The organism is Bradyrhizobium sp. (assembly GCF_019244115.1).
Classification (GTDB): Bacteria; Pseudomonadota; Alphaproteobacteria; order Rhizobiales; family Xanthobacteraceae; genus Bradyrhizobium.
In genome coordinates, this window is sequence record NZ_JAFATE010000110.1 from 21,589 (window position 1) to 48,166 (window position 26,578).

The following is a 26,578-nucleotide window of genomic DNA, read 5'->3' on the forward strand; positions in this document are numbered from 1 at the left end:
GGCGGCGGCTAAAACACCGCCGCCATGAACGCTCCCGTCGCCCAAACCGCCATCGTAAAGCCTCGCGATACCTTTGACCGCCTGACATTCCTCGGCTGGACGTGGGGCCTGCTGGCGATCGTCGCGGGCCTTGCCGCGTCATTTCTGCTGTTCGGCTACTTCGTCATCTATTGGCGCAATGCCGACATGGATTTCATGGTGATCTACAGCGCGCTCGCCATGAACGGCGGCAAGCCGCAGCACTTTCTCGATCACACCGCCTATCTGACGATCATCGCGGTCAAATCGTGGTTTCATCTGCTGCATGATCTCGGTCTGCTCGATGCCTGGACGCTGCCGGCCATTCCGCCAGCTGCCGACACCACCGCCTTCGATGCGGCGATGACGCAGGCGGTGCGCGCGGCCCGCGTGCTCGCGTTCCTGATCGCGACCGGCTCGGTCGTGATCTTCGCTGGCCTGTCGCGCCTGATCCTGCGTGACTGGCGCGTCGCGATGCTCGCCACGCTCGCCTTCGCGCTGTCCGGCGGGGTTGCCGTGCATCTGCGCATCCTGCGTAGCGAACTGGTTGCGGCGATCCCCGTGATCTTCGCGCTGATGATCCTGATCGCGGCCGGCCGCCGCGCCACGCCGGCGCGGCCGCTGGCGCTGGCACTTGCCGCCTTTCTCTGCGTGCTCGGCCTGGAAAACAAGGTGCAGGCCATTCTCCTGATCGGCGTGCTGCCGGTCGCGATCCTGCCATTCGGCAGTGCCGCCGGCGCGAGCGTCGGTTTCTGGCGAAATACGCCGACCGCCTGGCTCGTCAGCCTGCTCGCGACCGCCGCGGCGATCGCTGCCGTCTTCGCGGCATGGCCGCTGATCGCGACCGGCTTCGACCGCGCGCTGCTCGATACGGCGCATTTCAAGCCGCTGTTGGGGCGCTACGGCCTCTACCAGGCCGGATTGCTGGTTCTGATCGGCGTCTGCATGATCGCCTATGCCGCGCTCTGGCGCGTGAGCGCCGCCGAGACGATCGCTTCCATCGCAGCGGTCGCACTCGGCACGGCGACCGCATTGTTCGTGCTCGATCTCGACTACAATGCCGGCAACGTGATCGCGGTGTTCAATCCGCTGGAAAAAATGCTCACCTTCGCCGACACCAATACGTCGAGCGCCGCTGGCGGATCCAATCCGCTCGCGATCATGTGGCTTCTGTTTGACGGCGTGCTGTCGGTCCTGGCGCGCGACACATTCGTGCTGCATTCATCGGCGCGCCCGACCGTATTTCTCACCTGGCTGATTGCGCCCGGCATCGTCATCGCCTGGCGACGCGGCGAAACATTGGCAGCATTGCAGGCCACCGCGCTGATGTTGGCTGCACTCGCGATCGAGACGCTCGAAGTGCGCCGCGGATTGAAGTCGGAATATTTCATCTTCACCGATCCGCTGATCATTCTGTCCGCCGCCATTCTGCTGGATTGCCTGCGCGACCTGCGCTTTCACCGCTTTGCCTATCCGATCGCCGCGACGCTGTTCGCTCTGCACATCGCGGTCGGACAGGCCGAGCCCGTCAAATACGCCTTCAAGCGTACCGGACCGCAATCGATCTGCGAGTGGAGCGGCTATTACGCCCCGCTGTTGCCACTGCCCTGGTGTTTCACATCCCGCTGATCGCGGCTTGTTGAGCGGCGGCAGGCCTCCCCTTGGACTATGGTCCCCTCGAGTGGCGGATCTGACATTCGCTGCAGTATCGCGGCGAGATTTCCCTGCGAATGTCAGATCCACGCCACACTAGGATGTTGATTGAGCCGGCGTCCCTTTCGCTCACCTTCGTAAACGAGGCGGGACACGCGTGCATCGCTTCAGGAGGAACTTGATGATCGACCGCAGGACCATGATCGGAGGCGGCCTCGCCGCATTGAGCGCCTCCCTTGCCGCTGCACGTGCGGAAGGCGTGAGCCGGATGACCGCCTATGCGTTCTCCTTTCCGGCGCTTAGCGACGGCGAGATCCACCTCGCCGACTATACGGGCCGGCCGCTGCTCGTCGTCAACACGGCCTCGATGTGTGGCTACACCCCGCAATATGCCGGGCTGCAGCAATTGTGGAGCGAGTTTCAGGGACGGGGCCTCGGCATGATCGGGGTGCCCTCGAACGATTTCAACCAGGAGCCGGGCAGCCCCGCTGACATCGCCGATATGGCCGAGCACCAATATGGCGTTACCTTCCCGATGGCCGGCAAAGTGGTCGTGACGGGGCCGAATGCACATCCGTTCTACAAATGGGCGGCCCAGGCCCGTCCGAAGGAAACGCCGGGCTGGAATTTCCACAAATACCTGCTCGGGCGGGATGGCTACATCGCCGAGGTGTTCCCATCCGCGGTCGAGCCGACCGACACCCGCGTCAAAACTGCGATTGCACGGGCGCTGGCGGACAGCTGACACCCGTTTGCCACGGTGTCACCTGATCTGTGACAATTCGGCGGTTGTGAACCGTTTTCTTTGCGGCTTTCGGCCGGCCTGAGCTAGTATGTGCTTCGACAGCAGCGGCGCGGAGAAGCAGTGGCAAGTCCGCGACTGAGGGCGGAACAGGTCAAGAAGGTCAAGAGGACAGCAAAGATGCGTGTTGCGGCAGGTTTGATCATCGCGGTTTCGCTCTGCGCGTCGAGCGCAGTTTTGGCGCAGTCCGCTCCCCCAAAGACAGCGGCCGCGCCGCAGGCGGCGCCGGCCCAACAAGCAGCGGCAATGCCGCTGCCCGCACCAGCGGCGCCTGTAGCGGCCCAGCCGGCCAGGGCGCCTTGCAACAATCCGAACGCGCTTGGAGTGGCGCGCACGGTCGAGATCGACACCACGGGCGGACCGGGCTTCGGCTTCGAGCATTTCAAGGAGCTCGATTTCCTCCGCGACCATGAAGTCGTGCTGACGTTCGATGACGGTCCGTGGCCGGAGAACACGCCGGCGGTGCTGAAGGCGCTGGCGGACGAATGCACGACCGGCATCTTCTTCTCGATCGGCAAGCACGCGACCTACTATCCCGAGATCCTGAAGCAGGTTTATGCGGCGGGCCACACCGTCGGAACGCATACCTGGTCGCACGAGAACCTCAATAACAAGAAGCTGACCGAGGACCAGCGCAAGGAAGAAATCGAAAAGGGGATCAGCGCGGTCAAATGGGCGCTCGGCGGGATTTCGCCGGCCGCGTTCTTCCGCTTTCCGGCGCTGCAGCATCCGCCGGAGATGGTCACCTATCTCGGCCAACGCAACGTCGCGATCTTCTCCTGCGATCTCGACTCCTTTGACTTCAAGGCCCGCAACGCCCAGCAGGTCATCGACGTCACCTTCAAGAAGCTCGACAAGCTCGGCAAGGGCATCATCCTGATGCACGATTTCCACAAGCACACTGCCGAAGCGCTGCCTGAACTTCTGCGTCGGCTGAAGGCAGGAGGCTACAAGGTGGTCGCGATGCGCGCCAAAGCCCCGGTGCAGTCGCTGCCGGAATATGACGAAGCCCTCATGAAGGACGTCAAGCTCCCGACCGTGAGCCAGCGGCCGGTCTCGAGTGTGGTCACTACGGTTTCGGAATAGCGCGCACGACGTTTCCAGCCGTGCCTGCGCTCCGGATCGAAGGCTATGTGATCGTATCGGCGGATGGCATGCTGGCAAATGCCCAGCATGTCATGCCGGATGAACTGAAATTCGAGGGCGACAAGGCCTTTTTCTCGGCCGCCCTCGATCGCGCCGACCTGATTGTGCACGGCCGCAATTCCTACGAAGACCAGCCGAACTCGCCCAATCGCAAGCGCCTCATCCTGACCCGCAAGATCGCTGCGCTGGCGTCCGATCCCGCAAATCCCAACGCCGTGCTGTGGAATCCGCAAGGCGGGACGCCCTTCGAGACAGCCTGCGAACAAGCCGGCGTCCATACCGGCATCGTCGCGATCATCGGCGGCCCCGGGGTTTTCGACATGTTCATGGACCGCTACGACACGTTCTGGCTGTCGCGGGCGCCAAAGGTCTACCTGCCCGGCGGCGAGCCCTGCTTCGCCGGCGTACCCGCCCGTTCCCCGGAGCATGTGCTCGCGGCGCACGGCCTCGATGCTGCCGAAACGATCATGCTTGACGATGCCTTCGACGTCACTGTCACGGCGTGGCGGCGCGACAATGCGCGAGGCGCGGTCGAGCGCTAAACGTCGCCATAGGCGGCCTCGGCCATGTCAGCGCCCCGGCCGTAACCGGCAATCATGAACAGCGCGCCTATGAGCGACAGATTCTTCAGCGCGTCGATCAGCGTCTGGGCGTTGCCGGGCGGCACCTGATTCCAGAAATCATCGGAATAGAACGTCACGACGCCGATGAAGATGATCAGCAGGATGGCGAAGAAGCGCGCGCCGAAATTGAGCGCAATCATCAGCCCCGCGATGATCTCGAAGGCGCCCGAGGCGATCGCCAGAAACTGCGGCGTCGGCATCCCCGTCAGCGTCTCGAGCTGGGCGCTGTAGGGCGCGAGTGCGGGCGGGATCGTCAGCTTCGCCGCGATGGAATCGGCGGTCGCCTGAATGCCAAAGAGCTTGGTCGCCCCGGAATAGATGAAAAGCACGGCGAACACGATTCGCCCGAAAGTAATCAATGCTGGCATCATCGGCCTCTTCCAATACTCTGGGGGGCTTCTCTAAGACTGGACCCCGCGATTATGGAGGTTTCGCCTGCGCTTTTCAAACAATCTGATCGGGCGCCGGCGTGGCGAGCCCCCGACCTCTCAGGTCTCCATTATGACAATATTTTTGCGCAGGCGCGCGCCGCTGTCCGCTGTGGCTAGCGGGCACTGCGCTCCTGCGCCTCGACGGCTGCGACCGCCGTCATATTGAGGACACCGCGCGCGGTCACCGACGGGGTGAGGATGTGCGCCGGCCGTGACGGTCCGATCAGGATCGGGCCGACGGGGAGCGCGTCCGCCAGCGCCTTGATCATCTGATAGGCCACGTTCGCCGTGTCGAGATTCGGCATGATCAGGATGTTGGCCTCGCCCTCCAGGTTGGAGTGCGGCAGCACCAGTTTTCGCGCTGCAGCGGAAAGCGCGGTGTCACCTTGCATCTCGCCATCGGCCTCGAGCTCGGGATGCTTGTCCTTCAGAAGCTGGGTGGCACGGCGCATCTTGCGCGAGGAGTCGGTGTCGTAGCTGCCAAAGTCCGAATGGGACACGAAGGCGATTTTTGGCTTGATGTTGAAGCGCTGCACGTGGCCGGCGGCGAGCGAGGCCATCTCGGCGAGTTCCTCGGCGCTCGGATTGGGCCGCACCTGGGTGTCGGCAATGAAATACGCGCCTTTGCTGGTGATCATCAGCGCAAGGGCTGCGAAATCGCTCACGCCCGGCTGGAAGCCGATGATCTCCCGCACATGCCGCAGATGGCTCATGTAGCGGCCCTCGACCCCGCAGATCATCGCCTCGGCCTCGCCGCGCATGACCGCGAGCGCCGCGATCACGGTGTTGTTGGTACGCACCACCGTGCGCGCCGCATCCGGCGTCACGCCGCGCCGGCCGGCGGCGTCGATATAGGACTGCACATAGGAGCGGTAGCGGGGATCGTCCTCGGGATTGACGAGGTCGAAGTCGCGGCCGGGCTTGATCGAGAGGCCAAAGCGCTTGATCCGCACCTCCACGACAGCCGGGCGCCCGACCAGGATCGGCAGCGCCACCTTCTCCTCGAGCACCACCTGCGTCGCCCGCAGCACGCGCTCGTCCTCGCCCTCGGCATAGATCACGCGGACGGCCTGGGTTTTGGCCTTGGCAAAGACCGGCTTCATGATCAATCCGGAGCGGAACGCAAAACGCTCCAGCAGCGCGCGGTATTCATCAAAGTTCTTGATCGGCCGGGTCGCGACGCCGCTGTCCATGGCGGCCTTCGCCACCGCAGGCGCAATGCGCAGAATGAGCCTGGGATCAAACGGGCTCGGGATCAGCGATCCCGGTCCAAATCCCTGTGCCTCGCCGCTGTCAAGCCCGCGCGCCACCGCATCCGACGGGGCGTCGCGTGCAAGCTGCGCAATCGCGTCGACCGCGGCGTGCTTCATCGCCTCGTTGATCGCGGTCGCGCCGACATCGAGCGCGCCGCGGAAGATGAACGGGAAGCACAGCACGTTGTTGACCTGGTTGGGGAAATCCGACCGCCCGGTGCAGATCATGGCGTCAGGTCGCGCCGCGCGCGCGTCGTCCGGCATGATCTCGGGCACCGGATTGGCCAGCGCCATGACCAGCGGCCCATCCCCCATCTGCCGGACCATGTCCTGGGTCAGCACGTTCGGCGCCGACAAACCCAAAAAGATATCGGCGCCGCCGATCACGTCGGCCAACTTCCGCTTGTCGGTCTGCTGCGCGTAAGCCCCCTTCCAGGGATCCATCAGCGTCGTGCGGCCTTGATAGACCAGGCCCTCGATGTCGCAGACCCAGATGTTTTTTCGCTGCGCACCCATCGAGACCAGGAGATTGAGACAGGCGATGGCCGCCGCGCCGGCGCCCGAGCAGACGATTTTCACCTCGGACAGTTTTTTGCCGTTCAGATGCAGCGCGTTGGTAATCGCAGCGCCAACGATGATCGCCGTGCCGTGCTGGTCGTCATGAAAGACCGGAATCTTCATCCGCTCTTTCAGGCGCGCCTCGATCTCAAAACATTCCGGACCCTTGATGTCCTCCAGATTGATGCCGCCAAAGGTCGGCTCCAGCGCCGCCACGGTCTCCACCACGCGATCGATGGTGTCGGCGGCGATCTCAATGTCGAACACGTCGATCCCGGCGAATTTCTTGAACAGGACCGCCTTGCCTTCCATGACAGGCTTTGAGGCCAGTGGCCCGATATTGCCCAGCCCAAGGACCGCGGTGCCGTTCGAGACCACAGCAACCAGGTTGGCGCGAGCCGTGAGCGAGGCCGCTACGCCGGGCTCTTTCGCGATTTCGGTGCAGGCGGCGGCAACCCCGGGCGAATAGGCCAGCGCCAGGTCGCGCTGATTGGCGAGGGGTTTTGTGGCTTGGATTTCCAGCTTGCCCGGCTTGGGCAGCCGATGGTACGCCAATGCCGCCGAATGGAGGTCTTCAGAATTGGACGACATGCATACTCCAGCGCTTCCGGCCCAACGTTTGTCTGCTTTCTTCACGCGGCCCCGAGGCCGATGGTCCGGCGCACCGCGCCGGATGTGAAGCACTCCACCTCCTACCCCGGCCGTCCCTTCAAAAACAAGACCATGACAGAGTGTCTTTAGAGATCACGAGGCGTCGGAGCAGACCGAATGATGAAAATTCTGTTGGGCCTTGTCGCCGCAGTCGTCGTCGCGACCGGAGGCTTTTTCGGCTTCGAGCTTTATGCGCAGCACCGCATTGCGAGCGAGATCGACACCGCCTTCGCGCAGATCCGCGCCGCCGGCGGCAAGGCGAGCCACGGCCCGATCTCGTTTGACCTGCTGAAGCGCACCGTCACGATCGCGGACATCGCGACTGAAACGGCCGCACAAGCTCCTGTTAGCGTGAAGATCGCCACCATCACCGCCTCCGGCGTCGGCCAGGCCGATCCGACGCGCTTTTCCGCCGACAGCATCGACGTGTCAAACGCGGAAATCGGTGTCGGAATGTCGGGCGCCATGAACCTGCGTGTCGTCTACAAGTCGCCGCGGATCTCGGTGCGCGACTTCTCCGGCCCGGCTGGCGTGAAGCCGCCGGCCTTCGAGTCCGGCGTCGACGCCATTCGCTTCGGCCTCGAACAATTCGCGCACATCACGGCCAGCTCGGTCACGGCGGAGGGGATGACCGGGACGGTCAACTTCGTCGCGGCCCCGGACGTCAGTGGCAAGGGCGACTTCAGCTATTCCGGCGTCGCGATGGAGGGCATCAAGGACGGCAAGATCGCCAGCGTCAGGGTCGATGGGGTCAATTTCACCTTCACGACGCAAGCTGCTGACAAGGCCGACAAGCGGACCGGCAAGCTCGAAAGCGCGGCGTCCTATGACGTCGATACGGCCGCGCTGGCTGCCATCCTCAATCCGCAGCCGGGCGATGACCACTACGTCAGGGCCTACCGGCAGGCCACGATGGGGGCCTATACGTTCACCTCCGCGCAGGGGGTGCGGGCCCATATCGATGGAGTCACGATCGATGACGTCGGTGCCCGCCCGGCCAGGATGCAGCTTGCGGCCCTCCTCGCCATGCTTCCCGCGGCGGGATCGCAGCCAACGCCGGCCGAGGCGCGCAAGATGATGGAGAAGGTCGCAGGCCTCTATGAGGGGCTGCATCTCGGTAATGCCGAGATCCGCGGCATGTCGGTCGAGACGCCGCAAGGGCCGCTCAAACTGTCCGCGATCCGCTACAATCTCGACGACGGCAAGGCCGATTTTGCGATCGAAGGAGTGGATGCCAACACGCCCGCGGGCCCGTTCAAGATGGGGCGCCTGGCGCTAAAATCGTTCGACATCGCGGGGATGATGCGTCAGTTCGCACAACTTGCGACGCCGGGTCAGCCGCCCTCGCCGGCCGAGGCGCTCGCGCTGTTGCGGGCACTCGAAGGCATCGAGGTCAAGGGCGTCGTTGCGCCGTTCAAGACCACTGGCAAGCAGGTCACGATCGACACGGTGAGCCTGAACTGGGGCCAGTTCGTCGGGGTGATCCCGACGCAGGCGCATCTGGTTGCGAAAATGGTCTCACCGGTGGATGCGACCGACGCCAACCAAAAGCCGCTCCTGGATGGCGGTCTCGACACACTGGCCGTCGACCTCGATCTCGGCGCGGCCTGGACGGAGGCCTCGGGAAATTTTGCGCTGTCGCCTGCGGCGATCGATATCGGCAACCTTGTCAAGGCGTCTGCCGGCGTATCGCTTGCCCATGTGCCGCGCGGGGTGTTTTCGCCCGAGCTGCCGCAGGCGATGCAAAACGCCGCTCAGGTCGAGATCGGGACGCTGGAGCTCAATTTGCACGATGCCGGCGCCGTCGACATGCTGGTCGCGCAATTTGCTCGCAGCCATAATGTCGGCCGCGACGCTGCACGCGCCGCCATCGTCGACAACATCAAGGCGAGCGGCCAGCAGATCGCGGGCGCCACCCCCGAAGGCACGGCCGCGGTCGAAGCTATTAGCCGCTTCGTCGAAACGCCGGGGCAGACGCTGCTGATCAGGCTGACACCGCGCGCCAAGGCTCCCGTGCTTCAGCTCCTGCAATTGCTGAAGACCGATCCCGCCTCGGCGCTGGCGGAGTTCAAGATCGAGGCCTCGACCGGGCTTTAATTCGGACCGCCCGCACTTTCCCTGCAAGCGTTGTTAAGCCTTTATTCCGTCCATCGCTCGCACTTCGCATATGGAATGCGGCGGAACCGGACAAGCCGGGCCGGCAGCCGCAAGAAGGGGTCGGCGGCATGACGTCCGCCGGCCTTTTCTCGTTGGGACTCGGACGACGACGCCGGCGCTCAATGCGCGCGGTTGGTGGCGCAGCGCAGCCGCAACTGAACCATGGTTGCAGTTCAATCAATTTAATGCTACATGCTGTAACGGTCAACTTCGCTTGCACGACATGAAGGCGTGTTGTTCTCTTGGCACATCTCAAACGTGCAAGGGGAGCGAAGCAATGTCCAGTAAGCCGGCCTGCTTTTTCACGCGTTATGCTCTGGCCTTCGGCGTCGGCATGGCCGCCGTCTGCGGCGCGTCGACGGCAGCGCGCGCTGCCGATGCCGAGGCGGTGACGATCGATACCACCTTCATCGTCAAGACGCCGCCCGTGCGTCTCGACCACCCGGCGCGCGAAGCACGCGCCAGCGTGGTCCTGATGACCGGCGGCAACGGCCTGCTCGCCCTCGACGCCACCGGCACCATGATCGATTCCACCGGTAACTTCCTGATCCGCTCTGCCGATCTGTTTTTGCGCCATGGCCTCAACGTCATGATGGCCGATAGCGCGCCGACCCATCCCGCGGGCCTCACCGATGCCAACCGCCTGAGCGCGACGCATGCGGCGGAACTGCAGGGTTTCATCAATGCCGCGCTCAGCCGGTGGGGCAAGCCGGTCTGGGTGGTCGGCACCAGCGCTGGCAGCATCTCGACGGTCACCGCGGCGGGCTTCCAACCGGCGTTGTCGGGTCTCAGCGGCGTGGTCCTCACATCGCCGGTCACCGTACTGCCGACAGCCCTTGAGCCGACCTTCAACCTCTATGCCTCGCGTATCACAGTGCCGACGCTGGTCGCCTGGCACAGGGATGACCATTGCACGGTCAGCCCGCCCACAGGTTCGGCTGCGCTGTTCACGTTGATCCCGTCGGGGCACAAGGAGAGCCGGTCGTTCGTACATGGTCATTCCGTAGCCACCGATCCCTGCGGTGCCTTTTCCGAGCATGGCTACGCCGGTATCGAGGAGGAAGTGGTCGAGCAGCTTGCCGACTTCATTCGCGGCGACCGCCGCAATTATTGAGGCGGCCTGCGGCTGACACCGTGGATGATCGCGACAGGCACATCGTGCATGGCGAGCATACGAGACGTGCCTGTCGGGGCATCCGATCTCTCAAGCGCTGACCCGCGCGGTCTCGCGCGCGGGGCGCAGCAGCAGATAGAAGGCGGCGACGTGGGTGATCATCAGCAGCGGCACATAGATGATCGGGATCGCGTAGGTCGAACCGAGCTCGCCCGCCAGCGCCGCAAGACCGATCTGGTTGCCATGGTAATAGTCGACGATGATGTCGACGGCTCCCACAACATTGAAACCGGTGACAAACAGCCAGAACAGCGGCCGTACCTTGACCGTCAGAAGCGCCGACATCGCCAATAGTCCGGTCGCAAAATCACCATAGGCAGCGAACGTGGCGAAGGCTGCGGGCAGATTGGCACCGATGACGCCGGGAACGATGAACACCAGCCCGAAGAAGCGGAAGCTGTGCAGCGTTGCGATCGCACGGTGCGCCTCGACCGGGTCCAGAGACCTGAGCCTCGGCCAGATGTACACGCCGAAGCAGAGCAGCCAGGGCACGTAACCGAGAACGAGATGGATTTGGAAGACTGACGCCGTCGACATCGCCGCCTCCGATCACCTGCTGACTGACGCGGCTTCGAACACCGCGGTCAAAATGCCGATCCGGTCTTCGCCGAGATTTCGCGCCAGATTGGCGGTAAGCGCGGGGAATTCCGGCCCCATCACCACACTCAGATTGGGCGACGGCGGCGGCCCGGACGCGCGCACGCGCTCAAACCAGGCTTTTGCCGCCTCGCTGTCGTCCTGCCAGACCAGCGTCCGGAAGCCGGCCTGTTCGACCGCCTCGCGCGTCGCGGCGGCGCTGAGCAGAAAGCTCGTTGCGGCTGTCCGCGCCCAGGGAACGGGATAATGCAGCTCGGCATCGTTCGACACGACGTCATAGGTCGCAAACCTGCCGGCCGGCTTCAGCACACGGCGGATTTCGCGATAGAGCCGCGGCCGGTCAACAATGTTCATCGCCACGTGCTGCAGGAACACGGCGTCGAAAGCGCCGTCGCCGAAGGGAAGCGCGAGCGCGCTCGCCGCTTCGAAGGTCACCTGCCCGCCCAGATCCGTGCGTTCGGTCAGATAGCGCGCGGCCTCCACGAAGGGTTCGCTGAGGTCGACGCCCGTCACCCGGCACCCGGCAGTGGCGGCCAAAAGGCGCGCCGGGCCGCCGACGCCCGAGCCGACATCCAACACCGACATATTCGCGGTGATCCCGGCCAGTTTTGCAAGCTCTGCGCTCGCCGCTATCCCCCTGGTGTGAAAATGGTCGAGGGGTGCGAGCTGCTGCGGCGTGAGCCGCTCGTCCTCGGGACCAAACACGGCCAGGGCTGTTTTCAGCCGTTCGGCGAGGCCGGTCGCACGATAATGGTCGCGCACGCCTTCGAGTGCATCGTTCATGGTTTCCTCCGGAGTCCGGGACAGCGGACCTGCAAACCATGAGATAGGCCGGCTTCCCAGAGACGACTATTCGCGATAATGTCAATGAGCCATGAAGCAGAACTTCACAGTCCGGCAAGGTGCGCTCGACGGCGTGGAGGCATTTCTGAGCGTTGCCCAGCATCGCAGCTTCCGCAAGGCGGCCGCTGAGCTCGGCGTCACGCCGTCGGCCATTAGCCAGGCGGTGCGCGCACTCGAGACGCGTGTGGGCGCGGCGCTCTTCATCCGGACGACGCGTAGTGTCGGCTTGACGGAAGCGGGCGAAAAATTTCTGTCGCGCGCGAAGCCTGCTTTCGAGGAGCTCGTCGCCGCAAGCCACGTCGCGCGTGAGCTCGGGCAGCGGCCGGCCGGACTGTTGCGACTGTCGGTGCCGCGCGCTGTGGTACCGATCCTGCTGGAGCCGCTGGTTGCATCGTTCTGCCGCGCCTATCCTGAGATCGAGGTCGAGATCGCCGCGAGCGAAGAACTGGTCGATCTCGCCGTGTCGGGTTTCGACGCCGGCATCCGGATGGGCCAGTTCGTCGCCGCCGACATGGTCGTGGTGCGGCTGACGCCGCCGTTCCGCCTCGTGATCGTCGGCAGCCCCGCCTACTTCGCCCGCAACGGACGCCCCGAACGCCCTGACGATCTGCGCCACCACGCCTGCGTGCGACACCGCCGCTCCAATGGCGCGCTCGCGCCATGGTCGATCGAGGACAACGGCCATGCGACCGAAATCGCGGTCTCCGGCCCCTTCATCGCCAACGATTTTCCGACCATGCTCGGCGCAGCGATCGAAGGTGTGGGACTGGCGCAGCTTCCCGCGCCGCTCGCCGCCGAACCGTTGCAGGCAGGACGCCTCGTGCAGGTGCTGGCGCCGTTCGCGCCGACGGCGCCCGGTGTGTTTCTCTACTATCCCGGCCACCGGCAGATCCTGCCGAAACTGCGCGCTTTCATCGATCACGTGAAGAGCCATTCGCGCGCTGGACGGGCTGTCGGGGCCAGCACGGCTCGATCTTCCCCGACCTCTGGTCGTCGCCGCTGACCGCCCGGAGGTTGTGGACACGGGGCCGGTCGCGATGCCAAGCTCGCGCGGCGCAAACTCGCCCGCTACAGAAGAGCGTTCCGCCATGACCATCATCGACTCCCAGGTCCATGCCTACGAAGCGAACACGCCAAAGCGTCCCTGGCACAACGTGCCGAACTGGCCCGATCACGTCACCGGCGACGAGATGGTGACGGCAATGGACAAGGTCGGCGTCGACGGCGCGATCTTCATCTCGGCCTTTACCATGTACCGCTACGACGCGAGCTATGCGGTGGAGGTGCAACGCGCCCATCCCACGCGGTTTGGCCTCGTCAAGCCGGTCGACCCCGATAATCCCGCGCTGGACGACGTCGTCGCCGAGTGGAAGCAAACGCCGGGCACGGTGGGCATCCGCATCATGCTGACCAAGGAAGCGAAGCGCGCGCCTGATGATCCGGGACTCGACCGCATCGCGCGCGCCGCCGTCCGCCACGACTTTCCAGTCAACATCCTGTGCTGGGACAATCTCGACGCGGGCACCGCGCTGATCGATCGCCACCCCGCTACGCGATTCATCCTCGACCATCTCGGCATCCTGCAGCCGCGCGTGCCGCCGGCGCCGCCAGAGCCCTGGGCAGAGCTGCCAAAAGTGCTGGCGCTTGCGAGGCGGCCGAACGTGGTGATCAAAGTGAGCGGTGCCTGCACCTTGTCGCAAACACCCTATCCGTTCGCGGACATCTGGGACCCGCTGGCGCGGATATTCGATGCCTGGGGTTTTGAGCGCTGCCTGTGGGGCACCGACTGGACGCGCGCCTTCGCCGTGGTCAATTACGAGCAGGCCGTCAAACCGTTCCTCGAAACCGACCGTCTGAGCGCGACGGAGCGCGCCATGCTGATGGGCGGCGCGTGCGCCAAAGCCTATCGCTGGTCGCCCGCCAAACCCTAAGGAGCGTTCAGTCAACTCACGCCGAACCGGATCCTCCCACCCCGATCTTCTCATTCAGTTTCTGATCGACGATCTGGACCGTGCGGTCGATCTCGGCACTGGGGACGCCAAGCTGATCCGCGATCAATTTCACCAAAAGTGCCGGAGACAAGCTAGTTCAGCCGGAGCTCCGTGATGTGCCGCGGGTCGGCGCTGAGTTCGCCTCTCTCCACGCGCGTCACGAGATCGGTCAAGACCGCATTGGCGCGGCAGGAAATGCCGACCTTGGCGCCCTCGCGCACCACGAGGCCGTTCATGAAATCGATCTCGGTGCGCCGGCCCTTCTGCATGTCCTGCCCCATCGACGGCCGCTGTCCGGACGAGATGCGCTTGCCGTCGGCAAAACGTTGCGCGTCGCAGGCGCGCATCGCGTCCTCATCGCCCTCGCCGGCGCGCGCGATCGTCTCCGGGGCAAGATGCAGGATTTCCTCGAGCTGATAGCCGTGCGCCTGGCCGACACGGATGGCCTCGCTGCCGAGCCGGGTGGAGAAGCGGCGGATCGGCTCGCTCTCCAGCATCTCGCCGCCTGACAGGCCCGTGCACGCCGAGAGCCCATTGCCCATCACGTTGGCGACAAGCTTCGACCAGCGCTCGCCCCAGAGGTTAGGTGTGACGGTCGCGCTATCGGCGTAGCCGACCAGGCGGCAGATCTCGCTGGCGCGCTCGGTGATCCGGCCGTGCACCTCGCCGGCGCGAAACACGGTATGAGCCGCCCCGCCCTTCCCGGCGCCGCGGTGAACATGGCCGGGCTCGGGCAGGTTCACCGTGATGCTGCTCGCAATGCAGCCCAGCGTCTTGCCCCAGCCGACGACGCGCGCGACGATCTCTTCGTTCATGCAGTTTTGCAGCGACACCACAAAACCGTCGGGCGCGAGATATTGCGCAATCAGCGTGGTCGCCCACGCCGTGTCGTAGGATTTTGTGCACACGAAGGCGATGTCGACCGGCTTCTCCCTGGACAGTTGCTGCGCATCCGTGATGTGGAGCGCTCGCACGTGCACCGAAAATTCCGCCACGTCCCGCGCATGCGTCACGCGCAGCCCGTGCTTTTGCATGTGCGCGACATGCTCCGGCCAGGGATCGATGAAAGTGACGTCCTCGCCCGCCTGCACCATATGCGCGCCCGCATAGCCCCCGACGGCGCCCGCTCCCATGATCGCGATCTTCCGGCCCATCCTTGTCCTCCCGCATTCTTGTTGCGCCAGCATAGCGCGCCCATAGGTTCCCTCACAATGTCGTGCGCGACGCGCGCGTTCTCGCAAATCCCGACACACTTGTAACTCTCGCAGCACCATCGCGGCGACTACGTTTTCTGCGAACGGCAACGGGAGAGACCCATGAACAAGACCAACGCGAGTAACACGCAGCAGCGAATGAACACGCCTCCGGTGGTGTCGCCAGACGCCTGGGAGGCGGCGCGCCAGGAAATGCTGGTGAAGGAGAAAGCACAGACGCGGGCCCGCGACGCGCTTGCCGCCCAGCGCCGGCGGATGCCGTGGATGGCCGTCGAGAAGGCCTATGTATTCGAAGGGCCGAAGGGCAAGGTCAGCCTGCTCGACCTGTTCGAGGGCCGCCGGCAGCTCGTCCTCTACCGAGCCTTCTTCGAGCCGGGCGTGTTCGGCTGGCCCGAGCATGCCTGCCGCGGCTGCTCGCTCGGCGCCGATCAGGTCTCGCATCTGTCCCACCTGAATGCGCGCGACACCACGCTGGTCTACGCCTCGCGCGCACCGCAGGCGGATATCGCGCGCCTGAAGGCGCGGATGGGCTGGGAGATGCCCTGGTACACCATCACTGACAGTTTTGATAAGGACTTTGGCGTCGACGAATGGCACGGCCACAACGTGTTTTTCCGGGACGGCGACAAGGTGTTCCGCACCTATTTCATCAACAACCGCGCCGACGAGGCGATGGGCACCGTCTGGAGCTATCTCGATCTCACCGCGCTCGGGCGTCAGGAAGTCTGGGAGGACTCGCCGGAGGGCTATCCGCAGACCCCTCCCTACAAATGGTGGAACTGGCACGACAATTACGAGGCCGAGGCCACGCCGAACCAGAAATGGGTCGAGGTCTCCGACGCCGGCGAAGCCGCCTTCCGCAAAAAAGACGCCTGAAGCGAAATTTTCGAGAAAACACGTCAAATTAAAAACCGCATCCCGTTCCGATTGCATCGGAACGGGATGGCTGGCCGAGACATCTCCACCCAAAGCCCGGCAGCAAGGGAGAGAACGATGAAACACACCACGACAGATGAGACTGCAGCGCCCGAGATTGTCGATCGCAGCACCTTTCAGTCCGAGCTCGACGCACTGCGCCTTCGCGAGAAGGCCCACACCCGGCAAGGCGATGCGATTGCCGCCGCCCGCCGCCGGCTGCCGATGGTCAAGGTGGATGGCGCCACGCCGCTGGTTGGCGATCATGGTGCGGTGACGTTGCTGGACGCGTTCGAAGGACGCCGGATGCTCGTCGCCTACTATTTCATGTGGCACGCCGGCCGCCCCGCGCCGGAACAGTGCGAGGGCTGCACCTTCTATACATCGCAGCTTCGCGAGCTGTCCTTCCTGCATTCGCGCGATGTCACCTACGCGACGTTCTGCCAGGGCCCCTACGACGAGAGCGCAGCCTATCGCGATTTCATGGGCTGGACGATGCCCTGGTATTCGGTCCCTCGGGCCTCGCTCGATGTGCTCCTGGTTGGCCGCCGCGTCGGCATGATGCACATCGTCTGCTATCTGCGGCGCGGATCCGACGTGTTCGAGACCTATTGGACGACGCGTCGAGGCGTCGAGGCGCTGGACAACAGCTACCGCCTGCTCGACCTGACCGCCTACGGCCGGCAGGAGCAGTGGGAAGATTCGCCGGCGGGCTGGCCGCGCTGGCCGAAAGGCGAACACCCTTACCGGACCGATGGACGTCCGATTCCGCAATGGCCGCGCCTGAATGCGGGCTATTCCGACCAGCTTGGAAGCGGCGGCCGCTGAACAGCCCTTGCGCCGCTCCAAGCCCAGCGTCCGACCCGGCCGGACGCCGGTTGGTCCCTGCTCGCCTTGTCTTCGCGAGCTTCGGGATCGCGCGAGTGCTCCGGTCGGCGCAAGGCGCCGACAGGCCGCGATGGCCGGCCAAATCTCAGGACAAGCCGTACGATACCGTGCCGGGATGATGTTTAAGATTTTATTAACCACCTATCGCCTAGACTTTGCACATGGAATGCGGCGGAACCGGACAAGCCGGGCCGGCAGCCGCAAGAAGGGGTCGGCGGCGTAACGCCCGCCGGCCTTTTCTCGTTGAGGCGCCATCGTTTGATCGCAGCGCTTTCCAAACACACGTCGTGCAGCAAGTAGCAAGTAGCCCGCGTGAGCGCAGCGACATGCGGGGAAAGTGGTTACCCGGATGTCGCTTCGCTCATCCGGGCCACGCTTGCTTCCCGGCGCACCGCAATGGAACGTGTCAAAGAGCGAGAGGGTGAGCGTCCGCGTTCTCGCGGCGGAATTCGCCCGAGTGATGCTGGATAGAAGACCCTCCAAGAATGAGAGGGCGCAGGGAATGCCGGGAGCTGGCTGCCCCCATGGCCCGCCTGCAAAACAAAAAGCAGGCGGCAGTCACCACAGGTCAGCCAATCAACCGGCATTCCCTGCGCGATGGTTTTAACGGTGTCCTGCGTGCTCTCCCTGGGAACCGGGCTTTTTTGCTCCCATCGCCGCGCGAAACCAGGTTTTGCGCAACTTGACACCAGCGTCGGGGTGTCAGGACCACACGCCTTCTCCGTCCGCATCAGCGCCGTTCGTCCGCACGACCAATCGTGCGCGCCGCCAACGCGTCCATCGCATCCTGACCCGCGTTTCGTGACGACGCGCGATCCGCCCCTCTTGCCGGCTCAGGACGGGCGGATCATGCATCTGATTTGGGTCGGCGTCAAGGTGTTTTCTGTAAATCAGAACCAGCCTGCTGCGACAAACTGGCACGACGGGCAATTCGCGCATGACATGCATGCGCAGATTGCCCCGTCGTGCAGGAGCAGCAAGTAGCCCGCATGAGCGCAGCGACATGCGGGGAAAGCGGTAACCCGGATGTCGCTTCGCTGATCCGGGCTGCGCTTGCTCCATTCCCTTCAGCCGGCGGGAATTTCAAACGCAAACATTGATAGCTTTACGTCAGGGGAAAATACGAACGGGGTAGTGCCTATCTTGTTGGCTCCAAGACGGGCGTAGAAACCAACAGCACTCGGGTTCGAGTTGATTAGGATCACACTTCCCGCCATTTTTCTCGAAAGCTCCACAACGGCGGCAAAAAGTCGGCTGCCAACACCCCTTCGCCAAAAGGCTGGATCAACAAAAATGCCCTCCAGGAGAATTAAGCCTCCGATTCCAGTCGGTCGTGCAGCTACATAGCCTTGCCGAATGCCGGCTTCGCCCTCAGCCACAAACACCAGTCCTGCTGCGATAAGCGCAAGGTTGACCTTGAGTCCGGGCATGAAGCGAACGATGGTGTCATCATCGTATCCGTCATGCTTCGTAGCGCGCACTGCGATTTCGGTAAGCTCTGCGGCCTCATCAACGCGTGCAGGTCGAACTCGATTGTTTGTCATGGTTGATCCTTACTCAACATCGCTCAAGTAGCCGTAGTGGACTGAATTTCAAGGCGCTGGGGCAGCAAGTAGCCCGCATGAGCGCAGCGAGATGCGGGAAAGCGGCGAGTCGGATATCGCTTCCGCCTTCGCTCTTCGAGCTTCGGCGCACAAGTCGCTCATCCGGGCTACGTGGGCCGGCCTCAAGCCGGCAGCGACTGATTCAGAACGAGCGTTCAGCGTTTGCGAAAGCCCTGATTGGTGCGATATTGGTCCTGACCCTGGGCAGGACGATTTTCGATGACAACGGGCTCATTGCCGGAAGCAGCGACCGCCGAGCAGGTGACAGATGCGCTGCGCAAATCCGGTGTCCTTGTGGACGGCAGGGTCACCCATGTTGCGATTGAGAGATCGTTCGCAACCGTGCTCTCGCATTTCTTTCAGTTGCGTTTGACTTATGACACTGACGCTGTCGATGCGCCTGCATCCCTCATGCTCAAGGCTGGTTTACCTGATCGCGCTGGCGGCCCTTGGCTAGGCGGCCGGCATGAAGTCTCGTTCTACAAGGAGGTCGCCTCAGCGATGCCCACGGGCTACGTCCCGCGCTGCTACGACGCTCACTGGGATCAAGACACTGGCGCCTGGCACCTCCTGTTTGAGGACCTGTCGAAGTCTCATTTTGTAGCGACGCAATGGCCGTTGCCGCCGACGCTGGCACAATGCGAAAGCATCATCCGGACGCGGGCGCGGTTCCACGCACTCTGGTGGGACGATGCTCGCCTGGGAGCGACTGTCGGAACCTGGCAGGATGCTGGCGCGACCGAGCAATCGTTCAAGCGTCTGATGGAGCAGTATGGTAGCTTTGCCGATGCGCTCGGCGACCGGCTTTCGACCGAGCGGCGCGAGCACTACGCGCGATTATTCGACGCAGCACCGCGCCTGATGGAGCGTTATCATTCGCATCGTCACATGACCATCATTCAGGGCGATGCTCACGTCTGGAACTGCTTCTTGCCGATTGGCGACAATGCTGACACCAGGATTTTCGACTGGGATGCCTGGCGGATCGACGTCGGCTCCGATGACCTTGCCTATATGATGGCTCTCCACTGGTATCCCGACCTGCGTGTCCGGTTCGAACGGCACTTGCTGGATTGCTACCATGAGGAGTTGGTCATCCAAGGTGTGCAAGATTACGACCGGCGCGCGTTGCAGGACGATTATCGACTGTCGGTCCTGTGGCAGACAACCACGCCGATCTGGCACCACGCTGTCGGTATTCCGCCGCTGATTTGGTGGAACAACGTTGAGCGCATCCACCTCGCCGTTGATGATCTCGGGTGCCGCGACTTATTTGGCGATTGAGCGAGCAACTAGCCCGCATGAGCGCAGCGACATGCGCGTGAGCGGTGACCCGGATATCGCTTCCGCCTTCGCTCTTCGAGCTTCGGCGGACAAGTCGCTCATCCGGGCTACCCCTGCTACGCTCGCTGGAGGTGCGGACCAATGATCCGGGTCCGCGGCGGCCTGCCTGGTCCAATGGAAACAGCAACACGTCCCGCAGGCGCGGGATGCCGCGGAGCACCATGACCACGCGCCGCGATGCTGCCGCCATCCGACCCCACACTCTCCGCCGTCCGGCCATGCTTTGGTCAAGACTTCGCTGAAACTTTGGCCGTTCGCCGACCTGGCGGAACCACCTGCTTTAGTGTGGCGGATCTGACATTCGCTACAGCCCGCGGCGAGATCGCCTGGCGAACGTCAAATCCGCTCCACCAGCTGACATTGGACGGAGCTCGCCATGAACTCCATGCCGGACCCGACAGCAACTGATCCCAACGATGATTTGGTCGCGCGCGCGGACAAGCGGCTCGCCCATGCTTATGAACAGATCGCACGCGCGGATGAGCAACTCGCGCGCGTCACCGAAAATCTGTCCAATCTCGACCGGGACGCCGCGCCAAAACCTTCGGCCGTCCGCGCCGCGCGCGGCCGGCCGGCACGGCGCGCCCTTGCCGGCCTTCTGCTCGCAGCGTGCATCTTTCTGGCTGCTTTCCTTTGGCAGTCGCCGCAAGGCGATGCGGGCCGGCTGATGCTCGGCCGGTGGGTGCCGTCGCTGGCCTCGACATCCCCGCCGCCGACAGACAACCCCTCGCCCTCCTTGCCGGCCCCCCGGCTCGCCGCTGCGGCGTCAACATCTCCAGCAGCTTTGGCTCCGACCGCATCTCCAGCAGCTTCGGCTCCGACTGCGCCGCAAGATGTCGCGCCGACAGCAGCGCCGCTGCCTCCGGAGCTTGCGCAGACGCTCCAGACGATGGCGCGCGATCTCGCCAATCTGGAGCACGGACTGGAGCAGCTCAAGAGCGGCCAGGAGCAGCTCGCCAGCGACAATGCAAGGGCCATCGAGCAGCTCAAGACCAGCCAGGACCAGATGGCGCGCGACAATGCCAAGACCGCCGAACAGCTCAAGGCCATGGCGAGCTTCACGGCCAGGGTCTCCAGGCAGAACCTGCAGCCCACACCATCAGCGCCACCGCCGCGGACGACTGCCGCCGCGACGCGCCAGCCGGCGGCAGCGCGTCCGCCTCAGACCAGAGCGCAGCCGTAAGCGCCGCCGCGTACTGATCTCGTTGCAATCGCATCCTGCACCGTGCGCACGGCAAGTGGCCTGCATGGCCGCGGCGGCATGCGAGGTCACCATCGAAGCCGAGGCTGAACGCGATCTACCCCGCGAAGGCCAGTGAGAGCCGCTTCGCGCTGCGAGCCTCGCAAAAATCGCCGTTCCGGCGCGGAACTGAGAGCCGTCCAACGTGGTTTGCACGCGGGGCAAAGGACAATGGAGACAAGCTGAGATGCTCAGAAAAATCCTTTCTGCTGCCGCAATCGGCGCAGGCGTCATCGTGGCGTCCACCTTCGGCGCCTCCGCGGCGATCGTATGCCAGGGCCATACGTGCTGGCACACGCACGAGGCGTACGACTTTCCCCATGAGGCCGGTGTCGTCGTTCACGAAGACAATTGGCATTGGGGGCCGCGCGAAAGGTACAGCTTCCGCGAACACGAGGGGCGCGGCTACTGGCGCGGCGGCAGATGGGTCGTGTGGTAATCCGCCGATCTTTTGCATGACGGGAGGCCGCCACTAGGCGGCCTCATTGTTTCGCAGACACCCCGCCGGAGCGATCGCAGCTGCTTCCGACCACGGGACCGATCGCCGTCGATCCCTGTTCGTCTTGCCGCAAGCCTCTGATCGATCATCATGAAACAATAGCCCGCATGAGCGCAGCGCTAGAGCCCGGTTGCACTCCGTGCCGTTACAATCCAGGTCGCAGCATTTAACCTGACACCATCGGGCCCGTCGTGGGCCGCAAGCGCGGATCGCACGGCAGGCAGCGTTTTGGCTCGGAGCTCGGGATTGTCCCGAAGAATTTTGCCGAGAGCTTCGAGCCTCGAACAAACCGCCAGCATCGAATCGAGGTCGCCGCTTCCAACCAACTCGTCGTGGGCCGTGAGCTCGATGTCGCTGAACCCCGCGCTTTCCAGAATGCGGTGCACGCGATCGGGGCTAGCGAACGCGAAGGGGCCTGGCGCGTCCGGAGCGTGAGCGGGCTGCGACGGCAGCCGGATGGAGGCGGCCCGAAGCGGCAGGAGGTCGAGCGCATTTTCCTCCAGCGCGCGCCAGCAGACGAACGCCAGTCGCCCGCCCGGTTTCAGGCTGCGACGAATGTTGCTGAACGCCGCGATCGGGTCAGCGAAGAACATCACCCCGAACCGCGAGAAAGCGGCGTCGAATGCGGCCGGCTCGAACTGGAAGACCTGGGCGTCCGCATGGACGAAACGCACGCGTTCGCAGCCGCTCGCCGCGCGCCTGGCGAACGCCAGCACCGCAGCCGACAGATCGATCCCCACGACGGTGCCGTCGGGCGCGACGGCCCGTGCAAGCTCGAGCGCCGTCTCGCCTCCGCCACAGCCGATGTCCAGGACGCTCTCACCAGGACCTGGCGCCAGCGCCCGCAAAGCCCGCCGGCCGAGCGGAGCGAGTTGGCGTTCGAGCAGCTCCCGGACCTCTGCCCACGCACGCACGCGTACGTCGTCCTGTGTCAGCGCCGGAACGACTCTGCTTTCAGTCATGCGGGGATGATTGCCCGAGGGTTGGGGAATGTCGAGGCCGCTTTATGGCGCGCAGCTTGTAGGCGCAGCCTGGTCGACATGCCGGTTGATGTTTGCTTTTAACGGGGGCATGCTCCCCTGACCTCAGCTGCGGTTGAGCCTCACGACTGCGCCGGACCCGCAGTCCATGATGTGACGATGTTTGGCTCACTAAGTTGTCCCGGCGAACCGCGCTCTCACACGCTCGACCGAACATCCACCACGCCATGCAGGCCGGCGCCGCTCTCGTGCAAGCGCGGTGCGCTTACACGAGTGAGTGTCTAACTAGACCCTATCCCTTGTTCGGCAGGTTGAGGCGGATGTGCAGCTCGCGGAGCTGCTTTTGCGTCGCCTCGGACGGTGCGCCCATCATCAGGTCAACAGCCTGCTGGTTCATCGGGAACAGCGAGATCTCGCGCAGGTTCGTGGTGCCGCACAACAGCATCACGATGCGGTCGACGCCCGCGGCCATGCCGCCATGCGGCGGCGCGCCGTACTGGAACGCGCGATACATGCCGCCAAAACGCTCGACGACCTCGGTCTCGCCATAGCCCGCGATCTGGAACGCCTTCACCATCGCTTCCGGCTTGTGGTTGCGGATGCCGCCGGAGGCGATCTCGTAGCCGTTGCAGGTGATGTCGTATTGGAACGCCTTGATCGAGAGCGGATCGTTGTGCATCAGCGCATCAAGGCCGCCCTGCGGCATCGAGAACGGGTTATGCGAGAAATCGATCTTCTTGTTCTCCTCGTCGTACTCGTACATCGGGAAGTCGACGATCCAGGCGAGCGCGAACTGCTCCTTGTCGACGAGGTTCAGCTCCTCGCCGACCCGGGTGCGGGCAAGGCCCGAAAACTTCCAGAACTTGTCGGGATCGCCGGCGACGAAGAACGCCGCGTCACCCTCCTTGGTGCCGAGCTGCGCGCGGATCGCCGCCGTCCGTTCCGCACCGATGTTGTTGGCGAGCGGGCCTGCGCCCTCGCCGCCCTCCCGCCACATGATGTAGCCGAGCCCCGGCTGGCTCTCGCCCTGCGCCCAGGAGTTCATCCGATCGCAGAAGGCGCGGCTGCCCCCGCCCGGCGCCGGGATCGCCCAGACCTGGTTCTTCGGGTCCTCCAGCATGCGTGCAAACACCTTGAAGCCGGAGCCGCGGAAATGTTCTGACACGTCCTGCATCACGAGCGGATTGCGCAGGTCCGGCTTGTCGCTGCCATATTTGCGGATGGCTTCCGCGAACGGGATGCGCGGCCAGTTTTTCGTGACCGGCTTGCCGCCGGAAAACTCCTCGAACACGCCGCCGACGACCGGCTCCATCGCCGCGAACACGTCGTCCTGGGTGACAAAGCTCATCTCAATGTCGAGCTGATAGAACTCGCCCGGCAGGCGGTCGGCGCGCGGATCCTCGTCGCGAAAACATGGCGCGATCTGGAAGTAGCGGTCGAAGCCGCTCATCATCAAAAGCTGCTTGTACTGCTGCGGCGCCTGCGGCAGCGCGTAGAATTTTCCAGGATGAATGCGCGATGGCACCAGAAAGTCGCGCGCGCCCTCCGGCGAGGACGCGGTCAGGATCGGGGTCTGGAACTCGAAAAAGCCCTGCGCCTTCATGCGCCGGCGCATGGAATCGATGATCGCGCCGCGCGTCATGATGTTCTGATGCAACTTTTCGCGACGCAGGTCGAGGAAACGGTATTTTAGCCTGATGTCCTCAGGATATTCCGCCTCGCCGAACACCGGCAGCGGCAGCTCGGCGGCGGCGCCCAGCACCTCGATGTCGCTGACATAGATCTCGATATGGCCGGTCGGCAGCTCCGGATTGTCGGTTCCCGCAGGTCGGCGGCGGACCTTGCCCTCCATCCGCACCACCCATTCCGACCTGAGCTTTTCGGCATCCTTGAAGGCAGCGGAATCCGGGTCGGCGACGCATTGAGTGATGCCGTAATGGTCGCGCAGGTCGATGAACAGCACGCCGCCATGGTCGCGAATGCGGTGGCACCAGCCCGACAGCCGCACCGTTTCTCCGATGTGGCTCTCGCGGAGCGCGCCGCAGGTATGGGTCCGGTAACGATGCATGGCAGTCCTGAAAAGCTGTCGAGGGTGGAATCGGCGGCGGTCACGCCCGCCGAAGCGAGGCAGGGTTTACCCGACGCTTTTGGGCGCGGCAACTGAAGCCGGGGCGGATCTGGCCTCGAAAAACGCCCTCCCCGCGCCTATCTTGGTTCTATGACCGTGCATTTCCCCTTCCAAAACTCCTACGCGGCGCTGCCGGCGAATTTTTTCGCCCGTGTGGCGCCGACGCCGGTCGAGAAGCCGCGCCTGATCAAGCTGAACCGGCCGCTCGCGCTTCATCTCGGGCTCGACCCGGACCAGCTCGATACGTCGGAGGGCGCCGAAATCCTTGCCGGCAAGACGCTGCCTGACGGCGCCGACCCGATCGCGATGGCCTATGCCGGCCACCAGTTCGGGCATTTTGTTCCCCAGCTCGGTGACGGCCGCGCCATCCTGCTCGGCGAGGTCATCGACAAGGACGGCGTCCGCCGCGACATCCAGCTCAAGGGGTCCGGGCCTACTCCGTTCTCTCGCCGCGGCGATGGCCGCGCGGCGCTCGGACCGGTCCTGCGCGAATACATCGTCAGCGAGGCGATGGCCGCGATGGGCATCCCGACCACGCGCTCACTCGCCGCCGTGATCACAGGCGAGCCGGTCATGCGCGAAACCGCGCTCCCCGGCGCGGTGCTCACCCGCGTCGCCGCGAGCCACATCCGCGTCGGCACTTTTCAGTATTTTGCGGCGCGCGGCGATACCGAAGCGGTGCAGCGGCTCGCCGACCATGTCATCGAGCGCCACTATCCGCATTTGAAGGCGGCCGAACGGCCCTACCCTGCGCTGCTGTCCGCGGTGATCGGCCGCCAGGCCGAACTCGTGGCGCGCTGGCTTTTGATCGGCTTCATCCATGGCGTGATGAACACCGACAACACCTCGATCTCGGGCGAGACCATCGACTACGGCCCCTGCGCCTTCATGGACGCGTACAATCCGGCGACGGTGTTCAGCTCGATCGACGAGTATGGCCGCTACGCCTATGCCAACCAGCCGCGCATCGCGCTGTGGAATCTGACGCGCTTTGCCGAATGCCTGCTGCCGCTGTTGTCGGATGACCAGGACAAGGCAGTTGCGGAGGCGCAGGATCTGCTCGGCGCTTTCGGCGAAGCGTTCAACGATGCCTATAAGGCTGGCCTGCGCAAAAAGCTCGGACTGTTCACCGAGCGCGACGACGACCAGCTTTTGGCCCAGGCCCTGCTCGACACGATGGCTGCCGCCGGTGCCGACTTCACCCTCACCTTTCGCCGCTTGAGCGATGCCGCCGGCCGCGGCGACAATGCCGAGGTGCGCGCCCTGTTCGAGGAGCCTGCGGCGTTCGACGAATGGGCGGTGCGCTGGCGCGCGCGGCTTGGCGAGGAGCCGCAATCCGCCGAGGAGCGGCGGGCGGCGATGCGCACGGTCAACCCCGCCTTCATACCGCGCAACCATCGCATCGAGGCGGTCATCCAGGCCGCCGTCTGGAATGACGACTACGCCCCGTTCGAGGAGCTCCTGGCCGTGCTGGCCCGGCCTTTCGAGGACCAGCCTCAGTTCGCCGCCTATGCCGATCCGCCAAAGCCGGAAGAGCGCGTCTGCCAGACCTTTTGCGGCACGTAGGGCGCACGCGGTCTGCCTCTCCCCGCTCGCGGCCGCTCGCGGGGAGAGGGGGGCTGACCGCTGATGCGCAAACGAGCGAGCCCGAACTTGTCGAGCGTCTACACCTTAACCCCACGTCCACCATCCGCGCAGGCTGGCCCGACCGCTTAACAGACGGTCAATGCGCCCCCGACAAATTGAGCCGGCTTTTTGAGAGGACATTGCCGTGGACGCATTGGTGTTCGAATTCATGGGGCCTGGTCATGCTGGCGCTCTGCGTCGTCGTCGTCGCTACCCCCATTAGCCGGCGGCCATCGGAGCGCG

22 protein-coding genes are annotated in these 26,578 nt (G+C 64.3%); 14 read left to right on the forward strand and 8 right to left on the reverse strand.

Features of this window, described 5'->3' with window-relative positions; all coding sequences use genetic code 11:
• Positions 1 to 24: 24 nt before the first annotated feature.
• The 4 genes from JOZ76_RS05245 (at position 25) to JOZ76_RS05260 (ending at position 4,161) form a co-directional block, all read left to right on the forward strand.
• The gene (locus tag JOZ76_RS05245) at positions 25 to 1,647 is read left to right on the forward strand and encodes a hypothetical protein (RefSeq protein WP_291697567.1); all 1,623 of its coding nucleotides are present in this window, start codon (positions 25 to 27) and stop codon (positions 1,645 to 1,647) included.
• Positions 1,648 to 1,852: 205 nt separating this feature from the next.
• Complete coding sequence (locus JOZ76_RS05250; RefSeq protein ID WP_291697568.1) at positions 1,853 to 2,416, forward strand: glutathione peroxidase; 564 nt, start codon at positions 1,853 to 1,855, stop codon at positions 2,414 to 2,416.
• Positions 2,417 to 2,593: 177 nt separating this feature from the next.
• Positions 2,594 to 3,559: a polysaccharide deacetylase family protein gene (locus JOZ76_RS05255; RefSeq protein ID WP_291697569.1), complete on the forward strand. Its 966-nt coding sequence runs from the start codon at positions 2,594 to 2,596 to the stop codon at positions 3,557 to 3,559.
• A 68-nt stretch (positions 3,560 to 3,627) separates the two neighbouring features.
• On the forward strand, positions 3,628 to 4,161 hold the full coding sequence (locus JOZ76_RS05260; protein ID WP_441299980.1) for a dihydrofolate reductase: 534 nt from the start codon (positions 3,628 to 3,630) through the stop codon (positions 4,159 to 4,161).
• Here JOZ76_RS05260 and JOZ76_RS05265 read toward each other — a convergent pair.
• Positions 4,158 to 4,610 (reverse strand): DoxX family protein, encoded by a 453-nt coding sequence (locus JOZ76_RS05265; protein ID WP_291697571.1) that lies wholly within the window; start codon positions 4,608 to 4,610, stop codon positions 4,158 to 4,160. The two genes, JOZ76_RS05260 and JOZ76_RS05265, sit on opposite strands and share 4 nt — an antisense overlap.
• Before the next feature lie 176 nt (positions 4,611 to 4,786).
• A complete protein-coding gene (locus tag JOZ76_RS05270) occupies positions 4,787 to 7,075 on the reverse strand; it encodes an NADP-dependent malic enzyme (protein WP_291697572.1) in 2,289 nt (762 codons plus the stop codon).
• A gap of 177 nt (positions 7,076 to 7,252) precedes the next feature.
• Between JOZ76_RS05270 and JOZ76_RS05275 the strand changes: the two genes are divergently transcribed.
• Both JOZ76_RS05275 and JOZ76_RS05280 read left to right on the forward strand, forming a co-directional pair.
• A complete protein-coding gene (locus JOZ76_RS05275) occupies positions 7,253 to 9,232 on the forward strand; it encodes a hypothetical protein (protein ID WP_291697573.1) in 1,980 nt (659 codons plus the stop codon).
• Between the two features lie 337 nt (positions 9,233 to 9,569).
• Positions 9,570 to 10,406 carry an alpha/beta hydrolase gene (locus tag JOZ76_RS05280; protein ID WP_291697574.1) on the forward strand — a complete coding sequence of 279 codons (837 nt, stop codon included), beginning with the start codon at positions 9,570 to 9,572 and terminating at the stop codon, positions 10,404 to 10,406.
• A gap of 90 nt (positions 10,407 to 10,496) precedes the next feature.
• On the opposite strand, the gene JOZ76_RS05285 is transcribed toward JOZ76_RS05280, so the two are convergent.
• Both JOZ76_RS05285 and JOZ76_RS05290 read right to left on the reverse strand, forming a co-directional pair.
• Positions 10,497 to 11,003, reverse strand: coding sequence for a hypothetical protein (locus tag JOZ76_RS05285; RefSeq protein WP_291697575.1), 507 nt, complete (start codon positions 11,001 to 11,003; stop codon positions 10,497 to 10,499).
• 12 nt (positions 11,004 to 11,015) lie between these two features.
• Positions 11,016 to 11,846, reverse strand: coding sequence for a class I SAM-dependent methyltransferase (locus JOZ76_RS05290; protein WP_291697576.1), 831 nt, complete (start codon positions 11,844 to 11,846; stop codon positions 11,016 to 11,018).
• Between the two features lie 91 nt (positions 11,847 to 11,937).
• Here JOZ76_RS05290 and JOZ76_RS05295 point away from each other — a divergent pair, with 91 nt between their 5' ends.
• Positions 11,938 to 12,909, forward strand: coding sequence for a LysR family transcriptional regulator (locus tag JOZ76_RS05295; protein WP_291697577.1), 972 nt, complete (start codon positions 11,938 to 11,940; stop codon positions 12,907 to 12,909).
• 85 nt (positions 12,910 to 12,994) lie between these two features.
• The gene (locus tag JOZ76_RS05300; protein WP_291697578.1) at positions 12,995 to 13,837 is read left to right on the forward strand and encodes an amidohydrolase family protein; all 843 of its coding nucleotides are present in this window, start codon (positions 12,995 to 12,997) and stop codon (positions 13,835 to 13,837) included.
• 152 nt (positions 13,838 to 13,989) lie between these two features.
• On the opposite strand, the gene JOZ76_RS05305 is transcribed toward JOZ76_RS05300, so the two are convergent.
• Entirely contained in the window at positions 13,990 to 15,051 is a 1,062-nt protein-coding gene (locus JOZ76_RS05305; protein ID WP_291697579.1) for a ketopantoate reductase family protein, read from the reverse strand.
• A 162-nt stretch (positions 15,052 to 15,213) separates the two neighbouring features.
• Between JOZ76_RS05305 and JOZ76_RS05310 the strand changes: the two genes are divergently transcribed.
• Together JOZ76_RS05310 and JOZ76_RS05315 are read left to right on the forward strand one after the other, a co-directional pair.
• Positions 15,214 to 15,987 carry a DUF899 domain-containing protein gene (locus JOZ76_RS05310; protein WP_291697580.1) on the forward strand — a complete coding sequence of 258 codons (774 nt, stop codon included), beginning with the start codon at positions 15,214 to 15,216 and terminating at the stop codon, positions 15,985 to 15,987.
• A gap of 117 nt (positions 15,988 to 16,104) precedes the next feature.
• The gene (locus JOZ76_RS05315; RefSeq protein ID WP_291697581.1) at positions 16,105 to 16,854 is read left to right on the forward strand and encodes a DUF899 family protein; all 750 of its coding nucleotides are present in this window, start codon (positions 16,105 to 16,107) and stop codon (positions 16,852 to 16,854) included.
• A 1,127-nt stretch (positions 16,855 to 17,981) separates the two neighbouring features.
• On the opposite strand, the gene JOZ76_RS05320 is transcribed toward JOZ76_RS05315, so the two are convergent.
• Positions 17,982 to 18,458, reverse strand: coding sequence for a GNAT family N-acetyltransferase (locus JOZ76_RS05320; RefSeq protein ID WP_291697582.1), 477 nt, complete (start codon positions 18,456 to 18,458; stop codon positions 17,982 to 17,984).
• Positions 18,459 to 18,737: 279 nt separating this feature from the next.
• On the opposite strand from JOZ76_RS05320, the gene JOZ76_RS05325 reads away from it, so the two are divergent.
• The 3 genes from JOZ76_RS05325 to JOZ76_RS05335 all read left to right on the forward strand — a co-directional run bounded on the left by JOZ76_RS05325 (position 18,738) and on the right by JOZ76_RS05335 (position 21,541).
• On the forward strand, positions 18,738 to 19,802 hold the full coding sequence (locus JOZ76_RS05325) for an aminoglycoside phosphotransferase (protein WP_291697583.1): 1,065 nt from the start codon (positions 18,738 to 18,740) through the stop codon (positions 19,800 to 19,802).
• Positions 19,803 to 20,238: 436 nt separating this feature from the next.
• Positions 20,239 to 21,045, forward strand: a complete 807-nt coding sequence (locus JOZ76_RS05330; RefSeq protein ID WP_291697584.1) for a hypothetical protein — start codon at positions 20,239 to 20,241, stop codon at positions 21,043 to 21,045.
• Positions 21,046 to 21,289: 244 nt separating this feature from the next.
• Positions 21,290 to 21,541, forward strand: a complete 252-nt coding sequence (locus JOZ76_RS05335; protein ID WP_291697585.1) for a hypothetical protein — start codon at positions 21,290 to 21,292, stop codon at positions 21,539 to 21,541.
• A gap of 179 nt (positions 21,542 to 21,720) precedes the next feature.
• Here JOZ76_RS05335 and JOZ76_RS05340 read toward each other — a convergent pair whose 3' ends face one another.
• Together JOZ76_RS05340 and aspS are read right to left on the reverse strand one after the other, a co-directional pair.
• Positions 21,721 to 22,563 (reverse strand): class I SAM-dependent methyltransferase, encoded by an 843-nt coding sequence (locus JOZ76_RS05340; protein ID WP_291697586.1) that lies wholly within the window; start codon positions 22,561 to 22,563, stop codon positions 21,721 to 21,723.
• A gap of 310 nt (positions 22,564 to 22,873) precedes the next feature.
• On the reverse strand, positions 22,874 to 24,649 hold the full coding sequence (aspS, locus tag JOZ76_RS05345) for an aspartate--tRNA ligase (RefSeq protein WP_291697587.1): 1,776 nt from the start codon (positions 24,647 to 24,649) through the stop codon (positions 22,874 to 22,876).
• A 150-nt stretch (positions 24,650 to 24,799) separates the two neighbouring features.
• Here aspS and JOZ76_RS05350 point away from each other — a divergent pair, with 150 nt between their 5' ends.
• On the forward strand, positions 24,800 to 26,275 hold the full coding sequence (locus tag JOZ76_RS05350; protein WP_291697588.1) for a protein adenylyltransferase SelO: 1,476 nt from the start codon (positions 24,800 to 24,802) through the stop codon (positions 26,273 to 26,275).
• Positions 26,276 to 26,578: the final 303 nt, after the last annotated feature.